Below are 16,696 nucleotides of genomic sequence, written 5' to 3' on the forward strand. Positions count from 1 at the left end.
CAAGCAGATAATTGATTGGATATCCTCTACAAAGGATATTGTTGTGCATATACCCCGGAAGGGATATAGTGTCTTTTATCCGCTTGAAGGTATAGAGGAGACTCAGATGATCTACAGCCCAAAACAATTGGCCAATCAGTTGTTATTAATCCGCACCAAGAACAATTGGACCCAGCAAGACATTGCGGCCAAAGCAGGGGTCAAACAAGCTACGATATCAAACTTCGAGAACCATCCAGATCTTTGTCAGCTGCAAACCTTTTTCAAAATCTTGCAAGCGCTTCAAATACACATGCAAATATCAGAAACTGCCTTCAACACAGGGCAGGATGAAGATAATTGGTGATTTGATCGCCCTTACAGCAAGTGGCCAGCACGCACTATGAATTGCTGCTCAACAAACCACTGGGCTGATTAAAATCAGTTGGTTTAGCGGGCTTATTACTTCGAAGCTAAAAGGCATTATCTATCAGGGAAAAGTGAGCATTACTCGCATCCATGAATGGCGCTTGGAGCTTTGCTCTGGGCAAGCCGCCTTGGCGGCTGTTTAGCTCTTACTTGGAGTTTTGTAAAGTAAGTGTACCTATTCTTTTCTACTCTCTTCGTAGTTAGACCAGTAGGCTTGTTTTGGATGATGCCTTGTTGCTGGATACGCAAGACTTAAGCGACCCGAGGTGACTAAAGGATTAAGGTAATTTTTCCGTAAAGTGTCCGGCTTCATATCTAACAAATTAGCTAAATCATTCAAATTTATGAATTTTCCGTAACAGAGTTCAATTATTACTTCTTCTACTTTCTCTTTTCCAAGTTTTCTCGTATTACCTATAACAGGGGAAGCTATCCTCTCGAGCTCCTTCCATTTATCTTCTTCTGCCAAAAGTTCCGGAGTTAGCTCCGGACCTTTGTCCGGACTTAGTTCCGGAGTTAACTCCGGACTTTGCTCTAATACTGACAAACTTTTAGGTTTAGTGACTTGAAAACTCTCTGCTAGAAATTGCCCTAAAGCGTTATCTGGTGTAGGAACTTCGACTTCAGGACGATGGTACACTTTTCCTTTATGCTCCCCAGTCGAACAAATCACTCCTGTCCTCTCTAATTTTACCAAAGCAAGCGTCACCTCTCTTGCATGAGCGGATGTTTGAGTACAAAGCTGCTGATGGGTCAGATAGAAATCTGAGTAAATTGTAATAGCTATCGTTCTTTCTAATTCAGATAAGTTAGTAAACTTGCTACCAAACTGCTCCGTTAACTCTTTCAAGATTTTTTGAGGATAAAGATCAATCATTCGTAGTTCTAGCAATGTTTGATCATAAGGATTTGTTGCTTCATGCAATAAAGGCACTTTCCAATGCTGACTCTTCCATCCATCAAGAATATTAGGAAGTCCAGAACCAGCTTGCTCGCCGAACTTCACATATCTAAACATCTGTGCGAGCAATCGATTTCGACAATCCGGTTCTCCACCTTGTAATGCAATCTCAATCGGCACGCGCATGAGTCCGGGATTCCTAAAACCAAACATATCTGGTCGTTTAACAACTAGAATAGAAGCCCGACCAGTATAATCAGCATGAATAATAGTATTTGCAAGTGCTTCGCGAAGGGCGATATGAACAGGAGTATCTTCCTGTCTCAAGCCTTCTTTTAATTCGAAAGGAACTTTTAAATCTTCAACGAGCTTTCTGTAAACTTTTCTGGAAAAGTCATATAAATTTCCCGACCAAGTGCCATCCAACGTCAGCCTGTCAACCCATCTTCGTTCGGTTTTTGCTTCAGGTCTTTCTTGGTAGTCCAGAATGTAGTAAGGAAATTTTTCTTGTATGACAGGATGAGTTCCAAACATTAGAAGACCAGCAACGGTAAGACCAGCTTCGCCAGTCTCTCTATTAATTCTCCATCCGCCAATCATTTTTAAAAATTGTTGGTTGTCATATTCATTCCAAGGGTGTGTGGGATTAAGATTGGAGTATGTCTGCCGATAAATTCTAAGGGTTTCAATATCTATGTCATCCATTCCGTAGAATGGCAAAATTTCATTATCTCTAGAATCTTCAACCTGCTCTGCAAGCATTCGCTTAACTTGCTCTAGCTGCAACCTCTGATCTGCTTCGTTTGCCCTAATGAAAGTATTGCCAATTGGGTTCCCATTCAAATAAACGGGTCTTTCTTGACGAACGGCTCGTCTAACATGAATTATCAGCAAGTTTTTACCGTCGATACATACTTCACTGACACTGCTATTAGTAAGTATGTTCTGACTAACTTTATTCTTATTATTAGCTAAGTTGAACAAATTAGTGCGAACTTGCTCGATATTTTCAATGCCTACGACTGTGAAACTTCCCTTCTTTTCTTTCAGCCCTAGTACAAGAGTTCCGCCGTCAGTATTGGCAAAAGCACTATAACTTTCCCACATATCTATGGGGAGAGCGCCTTTACCATCCTTACCACCTGCTAACTTACACTCGACTTCAGAAGATTCGCGAAGAATTGAGATATCTTCCAATGATTTAATTTCAAAAAAACTCATAATTTTTGCTAATTCAACGCTAAGTTTATATAAACAATATCACGTTTCTCAGGTTGAGTAGAAAGGCGCTGTAACGCGTGATCACTGCTACAGATATGCTACATATTTCAAAAAGAGAATTTTTAGAAGAAGAGAATCGGGCTACAGCCCTTTAAAAATTGCGCACCCACAACGGAATTGACGTAACAAGTTAGTCGTTAACGTCGTCAGGCAGTTTAACTCACCTGTGCTAACGGCACTTCAGAAATCAGCTCTCACTGCGTTCGGCGAGTCGCTTCAATGCGATAGCACGACAATGGTGTTCCCACAACGGAGTTGGTGACAGGAGTATAAAATACGTCCATGTATTTGACCCTACGGGCCGTCGCAAGCGACGTTCCAAAATGCCGAGTGTCGCTCCAATCCTGACATTTTGGTCGAACGATCGCGTTCAAATCGGCCGGATAACAAGTCAGTTATCTCGACAAAGGAATAATGTACGGTACTGGGGACGTTCTAAATATGGGGTTCTAGTAGAGGAATTTGATTTGATAGGTCGTCATTAACGTCGTCAGGCAGTTTAACTCACCTGTACTAACGGCATTTCAGATATCAGCTCTCACTGCGTTCGGCGAGTCGCTTCAATGCGATAGCACGACAATGGAGTTCCCGGCGCGATTGCTCCCACCATCCATGGAGGTCGTCGCTTCGCGACCATGCTATGCATGTCCTAAAACGTTCCCGACGTTTTAGTCGAACGCAACACAGGTTCTTACCTATCGGGTGCTAAGTCGTTTATTCGGGCAAGTTGGGGGACTGAAGACGTTCTAAATATGGGGTTCTGGTAGAGGAATTTAATTTGATAGGTCTTCGTTAGCGTCATCCGGCTGTTTAACTCACCTGTGCTAACGGCATTTCAGATATCAGCATTCACTGCGTTCGGCGAGTCGCTTCAATGCGATAGCACGACAATGGTGTTCCCACAACGAAGTTGGCGACAGGAGTATAAAACACGTCCATGTATTTTACCCTACGGGCCGTCGCAAGCGACGTTCCAAAATGCCGAGTGTCGGTCGAATCCTGACATTTTGGTCGAACGATCGCGTTCAAATCGGCCGGATGGCAAGCCAGTTATCTAGACAAAGGAATATTGTTGGGGAACTGGAGACGTTCTAAATATACGGTTCTAGTAGAGGAATTTAATTTGATAGGTCATCATTAACGTCGTCAGGCTGTTTAACTCACCTGTGCTAACGGCATTTCAGATATCAGCTCTCACTGCGTTCGGCGAGTCGCTTCAATGCGATAGCACGTCAATGGTGCACCCGGCGCGATTGCTTCCACCATCCATGGCGGTCGTCGCTTCGCGACCATGCTACGCATGTCCTAAAACGTTCCCGACGTTTTAGTCGAACGCAACACAGGTTCTTACCTATCGGGTGCTCATAAGGTGTGTCGAGAACAATAAATGATATTAAATTAAAAGGTACGTCAAGGAGATGGTGCACCCGACAGGAGTCGAACCTGTGACCTTTGCCTCCGGAGGGCAACGCTCTATCCAGCTGAGCTACGGGTGCATATTTTGCTGATTGATACATGTTGTATCGGTACTGCTATTTTCAATATAAAGCTTGGGGTGACTCTTTTTACTATGGCGTAAACACGTCCATGATGATATTTCCCCAGCGCGTACATCCTGTACTTCCGTTCGCTTCTCTCGAAGTGATGTTAAATCACTTCTCATCGGCTGCGCCGACTGGCGCTTACCCAGCTGAGCTACGGGTGCTTCATTTTGTGAGCGCTGATTCTAATGAAATACAGCGTATTTTCCACTGTTATTTGGTTTTATTATTGGGGATGTTTGCTCATAGCCAGTTTTTGTCTTTTATTGCGCCTAACGGATAAAACCACGTTGTCATATTGCTGTGGTATTTGCCTTTTATAATCACGCTTTAACAGCATTAACGAACATTATAAATAATATTATGTGATAACATCACATTTTGTGTTTGATTTCATTTCAACGGTTTAGGCAAGATTATGGTAACAAGAAGACAGTTTACTTTGGGTGCAAGTGCATTGGCGTTTGGTGGTTTAACGGCAAGTTATTTTGGAAAAGTGAACGCGGCTTCTGCATTAGCCAGTACGCATGGGTTTGGCCCGTTATTGGCTGATCCCAAACAGGTTTTGGATTTGCCAGCTGGCTTTAATTATCAGGTTATTTCTCAGTTAGGTGAAAAAATGTCTGATGGTTTCACCGTGCCGGATAGAGCCGACGGCATGGGCTGTTTCCCATTGGACGAAGATCGCGTGGCGCTTATTCGTAACCATGAGTTGCATCCACGCGACTTAATCAAAGCTGAGCAGAGCATTCAGCAGCATAAGAGCACCATGGCTTATGATCAGACCGACGATGGCGTGGCGCTACCTGGGGGTACCAGTAAACTGGTGTACAACCTGAAGACCCAAACCCTTGAAGAGCAGTTTTTAACCTTGGTTGGCACGGTGCGTAATTGCGCAGGTGGTGCGACCCCTTGGAATACGTGGTTAACCTGTGAAGAGTCAGTGCTTAAAGCCGGTTCAGGTGTCGCCAAGTCCCATGGTTATATTTTTGAAGTGCCAGCCACGGCAAACGGCTTAATTGAGCCAAAGCCGTTAACCGCCATGGGGCGCTTTAACCATGAAGCCGCTGCGGTAGACCCGCGAACGGGGATTGTGTATTTGACTGAGGATCGCGGCGACAGTTTGTTCTATCGATTTATTCCTCATCAGCGTGGGCAGCTCGACCAAGGCGGCCAACTGCAAGCTCTAGTGCTCAACGGTACTAACGGCGTTAAAGGCAGCCAAGGTTACGATACGCGCAATTGGGAAGCACAGCAGATGCCGCTACAAGAATGGGTAGATGCCCATTGGGTAAACTTAGATAACCCCGAAAGCCCTGAAGACGACTTGCGTGCTCGAGGTTATAAAGACGGGGCCGCTTTGTTTGCTCGTGGTGAGGGGATCCACTGGGGAGACAACGAATTGTATTTTTGCTGCACCAATGGCGGTAGCAAGCAGTTAGGGCAGATTATGCGCTATCAGCCATCGGCTTTCGAGGGCCAGCCACAAGAGGCTGATGCGCCTGGCAGGTTGCAGCTGTTCTTACAAAGCGAGGATGAATCGTTGTACAACTTCGGCGATAACCTGACCGTTACTCCTTACGGCCATCTTTTGGTGTGCGAAGACCAATATACTGACGTGGTAGAAAACCACTTACGCGGTGTTACCCCGAAAGGTGAAGCATACGATTTTGCGCGTTTACATATGCAAACCGAATTGGCTGGGGCGTGTTTCTCGCCTGATGGTTCAGTCTTGTTTGTTAATTTGTATTCACCTACCAGAACCCTAGCCATCAAAGGGCCTTGGGATAAGTTCGCAGGTTAATACCAATGTTATGCTCAGGCGAGTCATTGCACTGATAAGCAAACAATAAAAAGCCCGCATGAAACCAAGGGGGACACAGTGTTTCATGCAGGCTAGTACTACCTGTTACCTTTTTGCCGGGCTGGCATTGCTTATTGCGTTTACAAGCGTTGCGACAGCTAAGCGTGGTGTTATTTACGCCATTGGGTGGCGGCGCACTAGTTCGAGTACGTCGTAGCAAGCACCCATGGTGTGGTAGTCAGTTTTACCGATTGGGCTTTTAAGCTGATCAATTTTTTGGTTGTCGTGGGTCAGTATTCTGAACCAAGCGCCGTATTGGTGATCAACCATATGCTGCCATGAGTATTGCCAAATTTTGTTGTACCAATCCGCGTAGGTAGCGTCACCAGTATGGTGGTACAAATATGCGGCGCAGCACATAGATTCCGCCTGAACCCAAAAGTATTTTTCGTTATCACAAATACTCATATCTGGGGCGAACCCATAGAATATCCCGCCATGCTCTTTGTCCCACGCGACGGCAAGTGATTCATCGAACAAGGCTTTAGCGCGCTCGACTAACCAAGGCTGCGGGTCGTGCCTAGTGATAAACAACAATAGCTTTGACCATTCTGTTTGGTGACCCGGTTGAAAACCCCAAGGACGAAACAGGTTTTTCGGATCGTCTTTGTTGTATTCAAGGTCCACTTGCCAGTTGAGGTCGTAATGTTCCCAAATCAAACCACCCATAAGGGCAGCTTGTTGGTTGGTCATTTTATCTGCTAGGGCGATGGCGCGATCAAGAAAGTGGCGCTCGCCGCTGGCTTCATACGCTGCTATCAACGCTTCACAGGTGTGCATGTTGGCATTTTGCCCGCGGTAGTTATCGCACACGCTAAAATCGGCGTTGCATTGGTCTTTGTATAAACCGGCTTGTGCATCCCAGAAGTGTTGCTCCATGGTATTCCATGTTTCGTTCAGGTACTCGCGAGCTTCTATAACACCCACCCGCAGCGCCCAGCTGTAGGCCAGGATCACAAATGCAAAACCATAGCAGTGATTGGTTTGGTCTTGCACCGTCACGTCACCGTCTTGCACAGTTAATAACCAATTATAGCCACCCGTTTCAGGTACATAATGGGCATTACGAATGAATTCGATACCCGACTTGACCCGCTCAAGGTATTTCGGAGTGCGAAATTCTTGGAACGCACGGGCGTAATTAAACACAAAACGGGTTGAGCTGACTAAGTGACGAGTGCCTTTGTCGAACACCTCGCCATTGTCTAAAAAGTTTTGGTAAAAACCGCCATGGGGGTCGTCTACGTTAGTTTCATAAAATTTAAGCGTGTCATTAATATGCTCAACCAAAAACGCTGGAGCATGAAACGATGGGGTGTTATTCGTGATATTCATTTTCTTGTTGCCCTTACAGTAACCAATGCAAGGCGATGGCGGCTGTCCATGAAAAGTCTTTACCGCCACAACCTTCGCCTGTTTCAGGGTTGAAGTATTCGTAATAGCCTGACAAGTCAACGAGGGCGCGGCAGTCATTGCGTAATTTATCTGCGGTTTGTTGGTAACCTTCAGCTTCAAAGCCCAGTGCAATCATCCAGTTAATGTGTAACCAGATAGGCCCGCGCCAGTAACGCTGGGGTTCGTAGCGGCTTTCTTCGGGGTGAGTTGACGCCATACAATACTGGCTGGCTTCGTTCCATTGTTTGGCTTTGCTGTTCAAAATGTCTTTTTGCTTGGCATCAGCCAAACCTGCAAACACGGTTAACATCCCGGCAGAGGTACGCACTTTACATAGGGTGTCAGTGAGTACGTTTCGGCAATAGAAGTATTCTGCTTCAGGACACCACAGGGTATTAATGGCACTTTCAGTGAGGGCAATACGTTGAGCGATAACGTCTAAGCGCTCGTCTTTAATACCTAAGGTTTCACCCAAAGCGAGTATATCTTTACTGCCTCTGTGCAATATCGAAATGATACCGATGTCGTTCACTTTATAGGGGCACTCATTGAAGATCACTTCGCTGTCGAATTTGTGCTTTTTAAAGAAGTCGACCAAGAACAAGAAGCGGTCATATTCGCTTTTATGGGGGCGCTGGGCTGAGTTGACATGACCTAAGTCGCGGCGCTCGTAGGCCCAATCTACGCACGGTACATCGTGCAAGGCTTCATCCCATGCTGGGCTGTTGTCCATGCCAGATTCCCACGGGTGGTAGCTGACCACTAAGCCAGTATTTAGCGGGTCACGCTCGTTATACCACCATAAGTGATAGTCCACTAAGCTCGAAAACAGTGACTCAACCTTACTTAGAGCAAAGGCTTTATCGTCCGCGGTATCTAACATGTCTTTCATGACAGTGGCCACCACCGGCGGCTGGGAAATAGAAGTACTTTTCACGCGTTTGTCAGAGCCCCAAATGTCTGGACCAGGGAAGTACGTGGTGGAGTCTTGATGAAAGAGTATGTGCGGCACCATGCCGTTATCCCATTGGCCGTCGAACAAAACTTCGATTTCTTGCCAAGCACGTGGTTCGTCGAAATGCTTCCAACCTAATGCAGTAATAGCGGAGTCCCAGTTCCATTGAAAAGGGTATAGACCGTGTGTTGGTACGGTGTAGCCACCTAAGTCATTGGCAACTAGCGTCTCTTGGGCTTTCTTAATTAATGCTGCAGTCTCTAAAGAATGTACTTTATTAACGTTGGTAGTCATAACGGGTGCTCTTTTTGGGTTATCAGACGATAAATGAATCTTAAAGCACTCATTATGGGTTGTAAATGTTTTTTTCGTGTGTTTTAATCTGTTTCGAAGTAACAAATTAATAACATTAAATGAACGTTCGCCACATTAATAACGAATAAGTGACGAATACACACCATTGACATTGACCATCTTAAAAAGAGTTGGAGAACACCATGAAAATGACACCTATTGCCTGTGCAGTTTCGATACTTTTTGCCACCCCATTAATGGCCCAAGAAGCAAATACGGAAACCCCTGACAATGATGAGTATGAAAATATTATTGTTACCGGTTCTAGTGTTGCACGTACTGAAGCAGACACCCCAGCCAAAACGACGTTGATTGGTAAAGACCAAATCGCCAACACAGGGTTTTCGAGTCAAGCTGACATACTCATGAGTGTTCCCGGTATTAAAGTAGAGGGGGGCGGGGGTGAAGTCGCAACCAACGCATTCGTTCGTGGTTTACCCTCTGGTGGTCAATTTCAGTTTACTCCCCTTAATTACGACGGCATGCCCGCTTTTCAATCTGGCATGACATCGTCAGCACAAGATGTTTACTACCGTCCTGACATCGGCATAGAAAGAGTCGAGTACGTGGGTGGTGGTGTGTCTAACTTGTTTGGCCCAGGGTCAGTGGCCGGCATTATCAACTATATTTCGCGTACGGGCAGTGACGACCCAGAAACCACAGTGCAGGTCGAAATCGCCGAAGAAGGCCGTGTTAGAACAGACTTCTATAATAGCGGTGCGTTATCCAGTGATGAAAACTTGTATTACGCGATCTCTGGTTTCTATCGTTACGATGAAGGCCCTTTAGAAACAGGCTTAGAAACCAAGGGTTACCAACTTAGAGGTAACATTCGTAAAGAATTCGACGATGGCCATATTACCTTCCACGGTCAAATGATTGATGACCAAGTGCAGTTTTTCCTTCCTTTACCCCTTGAAGGTGACAGCCGCGAGCGTTTAACCGGTAATGATGGCGAAACCGTCTATGTGGCACAAACCGTTGCCGCAGCCGATTTACGTTACGACACAGCCGATGGCACTTACGAGTCACCTATTCGAAATGGTGTGCTCACAGAGGGTGGTTCATTCGGTGTTGATTTTGAGAAAGAGTTAACTGACAACTGGCGCTTAGCGGGTAAGGCAAAAGTCGCCAGCTATGACCATCAGTTCAATTTATTCTTGGATGGCGACGGCATTGCCAACACGCCAGAAACCCAAGATGGTTACGCGAATAACCTAGGTCGCACCGCAAACGGTGACGTTTTAAACTCACTCGGTACGGCGAATTATACATGGTCTGAAACAGGCAATGCTTTGCCAGAAGATTACTTGTTATTCGGTAACCGCTTATTAGATCGCCAGCGCGACGGCGATTTCTTCAGTACTGAATTCAACTTAACAGGTGACATAGAGGCGGGCGGATTCGACCATACCGTGAATATCGGTACCTTCTTCATCAACTCTTCGCAGATGGATTACAACATTATCTCCAGCTATTTAGCCGACTTTAGCAATGGCGACAGCGCGCGCTTGGTTGACTTGTCTTTTACTAATGAAGCGGGTGATACAGTGCAATATTCGAAAAACGGTATTGTCGGGCCAGGCACAAGTTACACCAATAAAGATTTAACCAGTAAGCGTATGGCGTTTTACGTAACGGACCAGATGGAAAATGACCAATGGGCACTCGACGTCGGTATGCGTGTTGAACGTGCTGAAGGGACAACTAAATCTGAAGGCAGTGAAGTGGTTGTGGTGAATGACGATCCATCATTAGCACCGAACTTACAAGTCAATACCACAGGTAACGGGCGTTTTACTTACGGTGAAGTGGCTACAACCGAAGCGGCATTCTCGGCGGCTGTGTTGTACAAAATGGATGACCAAGACCTGAACCTATACGCGAATGCGTCAACCGGTTATTTCTTCCCGCAGATCAGAAGTATCACGTTTAACGAAAACGGTGAGCCACAAAGCTACGAGGGCGAAGATATTACTCTGGGCGCGATTGGTTTTAAGTATTTCCCAGAAGATTTATACATAGATGCGTCATTGTTCATAGCGAACTTGGATAATCGCCGTTCAGTGGATTTCGAAAATGATGGCTCAGGCGGCTTGCTAGAAGTGGTGAAGCAGCAATCAACGGAAACCACAGGCGCTGAAGTGATTACTCGCTGGAATATGACAGACGAAGTGATCCTTGAGGGTAACGTGACCTATCAAGACGCTGAATTTAGCGAAGGCGGTAACGTAGGTAAGCAACCAAGAAGACAGCCAGAGTTCTCGGGTAATCTTGCGGTTTCTTATAACAATGGCTTTGTTGATGCGCGCTTAGGCTTGAGTTACTTCGGTGATGCTTATGCGAACGACGATAACTCAGTCGAACTGGATAGCCACACTATTGCGACCTTAAGTGCCGGTTATTCTTGGGAGCTAAATAATGATCAGCAAATTCGTGTCGGCGTCAGTGTATGGAACTTGTTCGACACTGACGGCATTACCGAAGGCTCACCTCGTCAAGGGAACAGCCAAGTGTCGGGTGGCGAGTTCTTCGTGGGCCGCCCAGTCTTGCCACGCAGAGTGAGCTTAACCGCACGATATGATTTCTAAAGTAAGTTTGTGTGTACTGGCGCTTCCTTGCGCCATTTAGGTTGAATAGCTTGCTCACTGAAAGGTATCTCAGTGAGCAACTATTCACCGTTCTTTCAATTTAGTAGCACCAGCGGTATGGTTTACGTTCGTGCAGATATGTGAATAAAATTATGAATACTCTAGATTTTTTGGTTGTTGCATTGTATTTGGTGGCTTTGTTAGTCATGGGATTTATGTTGCGAGAACAGACAAATAAAAGTGACTATTTTCTGGGTGGGAAAAGTCTAGGTTGGAAACCCTTGGCGTTGTCGGTCATGGCCACTCAGTTATCAGCAATTAGTTTTATCTCTGCTCCCGCCTTTGTAGGATTGCGTGAAGGTGGCGGCATGCAGTGGCTGTCGTACGAATTAGGTGTGCCTTTGGCCATGATCCTTATTCTGGCGACTATTCTGCCCAAGCTTTACCGTGCTGGCATTGTCAGTATTTACGATTATTTAGAAATGCGCTTTGGTCGCTCCACTCGTGTGTTGATCAGTATCGTGTTTCAGTTTAGCCGGGCCTTTGCGACCGGTATTATGATTTACGCCGTATCGCTTATTCTGCAAGGCACCATGGGTATCGAAGCATGGCAAGCCATTCTATTAACCGGTGTCATTACCGTGCTTTATTCGCTGCAAGGCGGTATGAAAGCGGTGGTCTACGGCGATGCCATTCAAATGGTTATCATCATCTTAGGCACTGTGGCCTGTATCGGGTACGGCTTGTATTACCTAGGTGGCGTGGATTCATTTGTTGCCAATGTTGATGCAGATCGCCTGCAAGCGGTTAAGTTTGATTCGTTCGGCTTTAGCGGCGACGGTTTTGGCTTCTGGCCAATGATATTCGGTGGTGTGGTACTTTACGCGTCATATTATGGCTGTGACCAAACCCAAGCCCAGCGTGCATTGTCAGCAAAAGATCCTGACAACCTGCGCTATATGATTTTAGCCAATGGCGTTATTCGTTTTCCTATCACAATTTTGTATTGTTTCTCGGGTTTGATTGTGGGCACTTTAGCCATGACTGAGCCTAGCTTTATGGCTAAGATCCCGACGGATAATCCAGACTGGATGATGCCGATGTTCATTTTAAATTACTTACCTCATGGACTTATCGGCTTATTGGTTGTCGCAATATTGGCCGCCGCTATGTCATCGCTCAGCTCGGCAATTAACTCGCTGTCTGCGGTGACCATTGAAGATTACTGCCGTATAACCAATAAAGAATTAAGTCAGGGCGGCTACCTGAAATTGGCTAAATACATGGGCTTAGTGTGGGGCGCGATTACTTTGGTGCTATCTCTTTATGCTGGCAACATCGCGCCAACGATTATTGAGGCGATTAACAAGGTCGGCTCTTTGTTCTACGGGCCTATTCTTGCCGTGTTCTTGTTAGCAGTATTAACCAAAAGCACGTCGGGTTTACACGTCAACATTGGGCTTATTAGCGGGGTGCTATTTAACTTGCTTATCTCGATGATAGCGCCTGAAATTTTCTGGTTCTGGTGGAACTTTATCGGCTTCGTCGTCACGATTGTGATGGCAATGATGATGAGCAAAGTTAAACCTTTTACTTACCAGCCAAGCGAAGAAGAAGCCGCAGCTGCGCCCGTGTCTCTGTCAATTTTGACCACCAAAGACATCGTCCTGTTACTGGGTATGTTTGCCGCTATGATCGCCTTTTGTTTATATATCCCCACCGCGTTTGTTTAAGGTTAAAGAATGAAATATCACGCTTTTCTACTCGAGTTATTCAACACCGCTGTTGCGGCCTGTAAGCCCAGTGCTTGCATGGCCGAGCAGTTAAGCAAGCTTGATACGAGCAATGGCATTTGTGTTGTGGGGGCGGGTAAAGCGGCAGCTGAAATGGCCGCCGAAACCTACCGAGTGTTAGGTGACAAGTGCTACGGCGCGGTTGTGACCCGCTACGGATATGAAAGTGCAGGTGACACGGGAAAAATTGAAGTGCTCACGGCAAATCATCCCACACCAGATAATAACAGCTTGGTGGCAGGTAAAGCGTTACTCGATTTAGTGCGCGAGACACCCGCGACAACCCCGATTTTGTTTCTGATTTCTGGTGGCGGCTCGTCATTGATGTGTTTACCTGTGGATGACGTACCGTTCGCGGATAAGCAGCAACTAAATCAGTTTTTACTGCGCAGCGGTGCCAGCATTGATGAAATAAACACAGTGCGTAAACAGCTGTCTTTGGTTAAAGGAGGCAGGCTCGCCCAAGCGGCGAAATCAAAACACGTGACCTTGATGATCTCGGACGTGGTGGGTGACAACGCGGCGGATATCGCTTCTGGCCCAACCATTTCAGACCCTTCAACCAAGGCACAAGCGGCCGCTATCTTGCAAAAATACCATTGGACACCGGTAGGCAGTATTGCCAACTACTTGGCTAAACCTGAAGTGGCGCCAAAACATAGCGCGCCGAGTGAGTATCATATTGTGGCCAACGCTCAGCATGCAATTGATGCCGCCATTGCGGTAGCTCAGCAACAAGGTTGGCAAACCAAAGTGCTCGGGTACGAAATTCAAGGGGAAGCTCGTGACGTGGCTAAAGCTCATGCTCAGCAAGCATTAGCATGCAGAGCGAATGGCGAGCGAGTGATGTTATTTTCAGGCGGTGAGCTAACGGTTACCGTAGGCAAAGAGTATGGCGACGGTGGGCCTAATCAAGAGTATTTGATGGCATTAGCACTAGAGCTTGACGGCATTGAGGGGATATCTGCTATGGCCTGCGACACTGACGGTGTGGATGGCAGTAAGGATGTTGCAGGTGCGTACATTGATAGCTCTACCTTAAATCGTGCAGCTGCTGCGGGCGTCAGTGCTGCTGAGTTATTAGCCTCGCATAACAGCCATAAATTTTTCGGGGCCATCGACGATTTGGTTATTACCGGTCCAACGAACACCAACGTTAATGACTTTAGAGCGATTATTATCGAATAGCCTGAGTGTAAATCAGTTAGATGCTGACAGTAAGCGCCATTACTAGGGTGCTTTACTTACTTTAGGCATTGAAATATAACGCTTTAAAAATAACACTGCTTGTTCTTATTTGAGCTTTCAAATAGGCTATAGCAATTTTAAGGTAGATGTATTACTTATGTTCTCAATCGACAACAGTCAATATTTGCGTTCTGGTTTTAAACTCGGAAAAGGCAGTAAGCTTTTCCAAGATATTGAGCGCGATATTATCAAAATTGTCTTTTGGGAACAGCGTGTCACCCAGAGCCAATTGGTGTCTGCCACCAAAATTCCTCAGCAAACCGTATCCCGCTTATTAAAAGGCCTGACCCAATCAAAGGTGCTGCGTCAAACGGAAGAGATGATCCCTAATCCTAAAGGTAAACCGGGTTTTGGCATCGAGCTAAACCCTGACTATGCCTGCACCTTTGGCGTATCGATATTATTAGATGCTGTCGGCGTGGCGGTGATGGACTTTGCAGGCAATGTCATGGCCACAGAGTTCCGTGAAATGGACGACATGAGCATTGCACATGTGCTTGAGGCGACGGAACAACTTATCGCTGAACTAAGTGAGCGCTGTAAACTCGATGAGTCGCGCGTACTAGGGATTGGGGTTGGAATTTCAGGTTTCTTTAGCTCAATGGATGGCAAGATGAACACCCACCATATGCTTGAAGAATGGTCACAAGTGGATATTGTGCAAATTATCTCAAGTCACTTTACATTGCCTACTTGGGTGGTGAATGACGGCACAGGCGCGGCCGCAGGTGAAGGTGTAGCGGGCGTGGGTCGCCAATATAAGAACTTTGTTTACTTATTTGTTTCATCAGCTTTCGGTGGCGGCGTTGTGACCAACACGGAGGTGCTGCGAGGCACCTATGGCAATGCCGGTGAGTTGGGCGATATGTTGCCATCAAAAATTTACGCTCATCCCAATTTAGAATTACTGAAGCGGATCTTGAAGAAAAATGGTGTGAAATTCAGCTCCATTTACAACTTGCATGAAGAGTTTGATCCGAACTGGCCAGGTGTAGAAGAATGGATTTTCAAGGTACAAGATTCGTTTGATTTAGTCGCTACCTGTTGCTCTGCTTTACTGGATGCAGAAGCGATTATCATCGGCGGGCATATCCCTAAAGAGTTGGCTGAAATGGTCATTCCGCGTATCGACGTGTATGCACAATTTCGCCGAGGTGCGAAGCGCCCAATGCCTAAAATTGTGGTATCGGGCATAGAGAAGCACCCTGTTTCAATTGGTGCAGCAACCATTCCCTTGCGCGAGCTCTGCTTGTAGCCTGAGGTCATATACGAATATAAAAAAAGCGTATTGAATTGTATTCAATACGCTTTTTTTGTGGGGTCATCATCACTTACTCATTTAGGCTAAAACTGCAGCTTCTGACCTTGCTGTGGAATAATGATGTTGAGGCCTAAGTTGTTTGCTTCATCCAGTTGTTGTTTGATGTTAGCTCTAGGGTCGACGTTTTTTGCCAGAGTATATTTGATATGGCTAATCACCACATTCAGACCCTTAAGGGGTTTTTCACCACCTATTTTGGCGGCGAAGCTCTCGAGCTCACTCATCAGCAACTCGGGCGTTAAATGGCCAAACAATAAGTTATGGGGGCGGTCGTTTTCAAACGAGGTTTCGATAATCATGCCCCGCAGTTTTTTGTGCTTTATCTGTTTAGCGAGATATGTCCAGATGGCGTCTAACTTGCCTTGTTTTTCCACTATGTCTGGGCCAGTGTCACCGAAGTAAACGAATATATCGTCCCCATGCTCAATCACAAACGCGCTGGACTCTACTGGGTGGCTCAAGCTAAAAGCAGTGACATTTAGCGCAGTGTTGGCGATTGCTGCTGTTTTGCCTGGTAGCAAGTCCACTACTTGGTATTTGTTTAGCATAGGAGGAATACCTCGGTCGCTAAAATTAGCCCAAGCTTTGCCGTTAAAGTAGGTTTCACCGATCATGGTGTTCACTGAGGGAATCGCGTAAATGCTTTTTTTGCTGTCCTCTGGAGATGCCACTAGCATGCCATTGATGTGATCGAGATGAGCATGGCTTATTAAGTAACCTTTAACATGATGACGCAAAATGCTACCCGCTTTACCCCATTTATCATCATCCACTATGGCTAATTCGTCGAACGCGCCATGCTCAACGCTTTGATTTATCCCATTGACCAAGGTGCCTGCATCTAATGCCACATAGTTAGGCTCGGTGACAGAGCGCAGCAAAAAAGCGCTCAAGTTTCCGTCTTGTATACCGCCACTGTCGCCTAGCACCACCAGTTCAAACGCTGGAGAGGTGTCATCTGTTTCGGCTTGCAGGCCTGTACTGATTACAAAAAAAAGCGAAATGGTCAGTAGCCATTTCGCTTTTGCAATAATATGTCGCATC

At 46.1% G+C, this 16,696-nt stretch carries 11 protein-coding genes and 1 tRNA gene; 7 read left to right on the plus strand and 5 right to left on the minus strand.

The features are described from left to right. The first annotated feature begins 106 nt into the window (after positions 1 to 106). On the plus strand, positions 107 to 346 hold the full coding sequence (gene hipB / locus AC0VYA_RS01620) for a type II toxin-antitoxin system antitoxin HipB (protein WP_475489856.1): 240 nt from the start codon (positions 107 to 109) through the stop codon (positions 344 to 346). 237 nt (positions 347 to 583) lie between these two features. Here hipB and AC0VYA_RS01625 read toward each other — a convergent pair whose 3' ends face one another. Next, on the minus strand, positions 584 to 2,530 hold the full coding sequence (locus AC0VYA_RS01625) for an RNA-binding domain-containing protein (RefSeq protein WP_475489857.1): 1,947 nt from the start codon (positions 2,528 to 2,530) through the stop codon (positions 584 to 586). Positions 2,531 to 4,009: 1,479 nt separating this feature from the next. Then, positions 4,010 to 4,086, minus strand: a tRNA-Arg gene (locus tag AC0VYA_RS01630). Positions 4,087 to 4,177: 91 nt separating this feature from the next. On the opposite strand from AC0VYA_RS01630, the gene AC0VYA_RS01635 reads away from it, so the two are divergent. Then, on the plus strand, positions 4,178 to 4,414 hold the full coding sequence (locus AC0VYA_RS01635; RefSeq protein WP_475489858.1) for a hypothetical protein: 237 nt from the start codon (positions 4,178 to 4,180) through the stop codon (positions 4,412 to 4,414). A gap of 135 nt (positions 4,415 to 4,549) precedes the next feature. Then, positions 4,550 to 5,935 carry an alkaline phosphatase PhoX gene (locus AC0VYA_RS01640; RefSeq protein WP_475489859.1) on the plus strand — a complete coding sequence of 462 codons (1,386 nt, stop codon included), beginning with the start codon at positions 4,550 to 4,552 and terminating at the stop codon, positions 5,933 to 5,935. A gap of 174 nt (positions 5,936 to 6,109) precedes the next feature. Here AC0VYA_RS01640 and AC0VYA_RS01645 read toward each other — a convergent pair whose 3' ends face one another. Beyond that, positions 6,110 to 7,330 carry an AGE family epimerase/isomerase gene (locus AC0VYA_RS01645; RefSeq protein ID WP_475489860.1) on the minus strand — a complete coding sequence of 407 codons (1,221 nt, stop codon included), beginning with the start codon at positions 7,328 to 7,330 and terminating at the stop codon, positions 6,110 to 6,112. A gap of 13 nt (positions 7,331 to 7,343) precedes the next feature. Then, positions 7,344 to 8,639, minus strand: coding sequence for an MGH1-like glycoside hydrolase domain-containing protein (locus tag AC0VYA_RS01650; RefSeq protein WP_475489861.1), 1,296 nt, complete (start codon positions 8,637 to 8,639; stop codon positions 7,344 to 7,346). A gap of 203 nt (positions 8,640 to 8,842) precedes the next feature. Here AC0VYA_RS01650 and AC0VYA_RS01655 point away from each other — a divergent pair, with 203 nt between their 5' ends. From AC0VYA_RS01655 to AC0VYA_RS01670, 4 genes are all read left to right on the plus strand, one after another. Next, positions 8,843 to 11,290, plus strand: coding sequence for a TonB-dependent receptor (locus tag AC0VYA_RS01655; protein ID WP_475489862.1), 2,448 nt, complete (start codon positions 8,843 to 8,845; stop codon positions 11,288 to 11,290). A 152-nt stretch (positions 11,291 to 11,442) separates the two neighbouring features. Next, complete coding sequence (locus tag AC0VYA_RS01660; protein WP_011573264.1) at positions 11,443 to 13,023, plus strand: sodium:solute symporter family protein; 1,581 nt, start codon at positions 11,443 to 11,445, stop codon at positions 13,021 to 13,023. A gap of 9 nt (positions 13,024 to 13,032) precedes the next feature. Next, the gene (locus AC0VYA_RS01665) at positions 13,033 to 14,271 is read left to right on the plus strand and encodes a glycerate kinase type-2 family protein (protein WP_011573265.1); all 1,239 of its coding nucleotides are present in this window, start codon (positions 13,033 to 13,035) and stop codon (positions 14,269 to 14,271) included. Between the two features lie 157 nt (positions 14,272 to 14,428). Then, positions 14,429 to 15,586, plus strand: coding sequence for an ROK family transcriptional regulator (locus tag AC0VYA_RS01670; RefSeq protein ID WP_475489863.1), 1,158 nt, complete (start codon positions 14,429 to 14,431; stop codon positions 15,584 to 15,586). 89 nt (positions 15,587 to 15,675) lie between these two features. Here the strand turns inward: AC0VYA_RS01670 and AC0VYA_RS01675 are convergent, their stop codons facing one another. Then, entirely contained in the window at positions 15,676 to 16,695 is a 1,020-nt protein-coding gene (locus tag AC0VYA_RS01675) for an MBL fold metallo-hydrolase (protein ID WP_475489864.1), read from the minus strand. Between the last annotated feature and the right edge of the window lies 1 nt (position 16,696).

This window comes from Paraglaciecola sp. QJM3NY_14 (assembly GCF_056173245.1).

Excerpts from the sequence above, each read along its gene's own strand:
- hipB (WP_475489856.1), top strand. The coding sequence starts at position 107 with ATGATCTACAGCCCAAAACAATTGGCCAATCAGTTGTTATTAATCCGC.
- AC0VYA_RS01625 (WP_475489857.1), bottom strand. The coding sequence starts at position 2,530 with ATGAGTTTTTTTGAAATTAAATCATTGGAAGATATCTCAATTCTTCGC.
- AC0VYA_RS01635 (WP_475489858.1), top strand. The coding sequence starts at position 4,178 with ATGATGATATTTCCCCAGCGCGTACATCCTGTACTTCCGTTCGCTTCT.
- AC0VYA_RS01640 (WP_475489859.1), top strand. The coding sequence starts at position 4,550 with ATGGTAACAAGAAGACAGTTTACTTTGGGTGCAAGTGCATTGGCGTTT.
- AC0VYA_RS01645 (WP_475489860.1), bottom strand. The coding sequence starts at position 7,330 with ATGAATATCACGAATAACACCCCATCGTTTCATGCTCCAGCGTTTTTG.
- AC0VYA_RS01650 (WP_475489861.1), bottom strand. The coding sequence starts at position 8,639 with ATGACTACCAACGTTAATAAAGTACATTCTTTAGAGACTGCAGCATTA.
- AC0VYA_RS01655 (WP_475489862.1), top strand. The coding sequence starts at position 8,843 with ATGAAAATGACACCTATTGCCTGTGCAGTTTCGATACTTTTTGCCACC.
- AC0VYA_RS01660 (WP_011573264.1), top strand. The coding sequence starts at position 11,443 with ATGAATACTCTAGATTTTTTGGTTGTTGCATTGTATTTGGTGGCTTTG.
- AC0VYA_RS01665 (WP_011573265.1), top strand. The coding sequence starts at position 13,033 with ATGAAATATCACGCTTTTCTACTCGAGTTATTCAACACCGCTGTTGCG.
- AC0VYA_RS01670 (WP_475489863.1), top strand. The coding sequence starts at position 14,429 with ATGTTCTCAATCGACAACAGTCAATATTTGCGTTCTGGTTTTAAACTC.
- AC0VYA_RS01675 (WP_475489864.1), bottom strand. The coding sequence starts at position 16,695 with ATGCGACATATTATTGCAAAAGCGAAATGGCTACTGACCATTTCGCTT.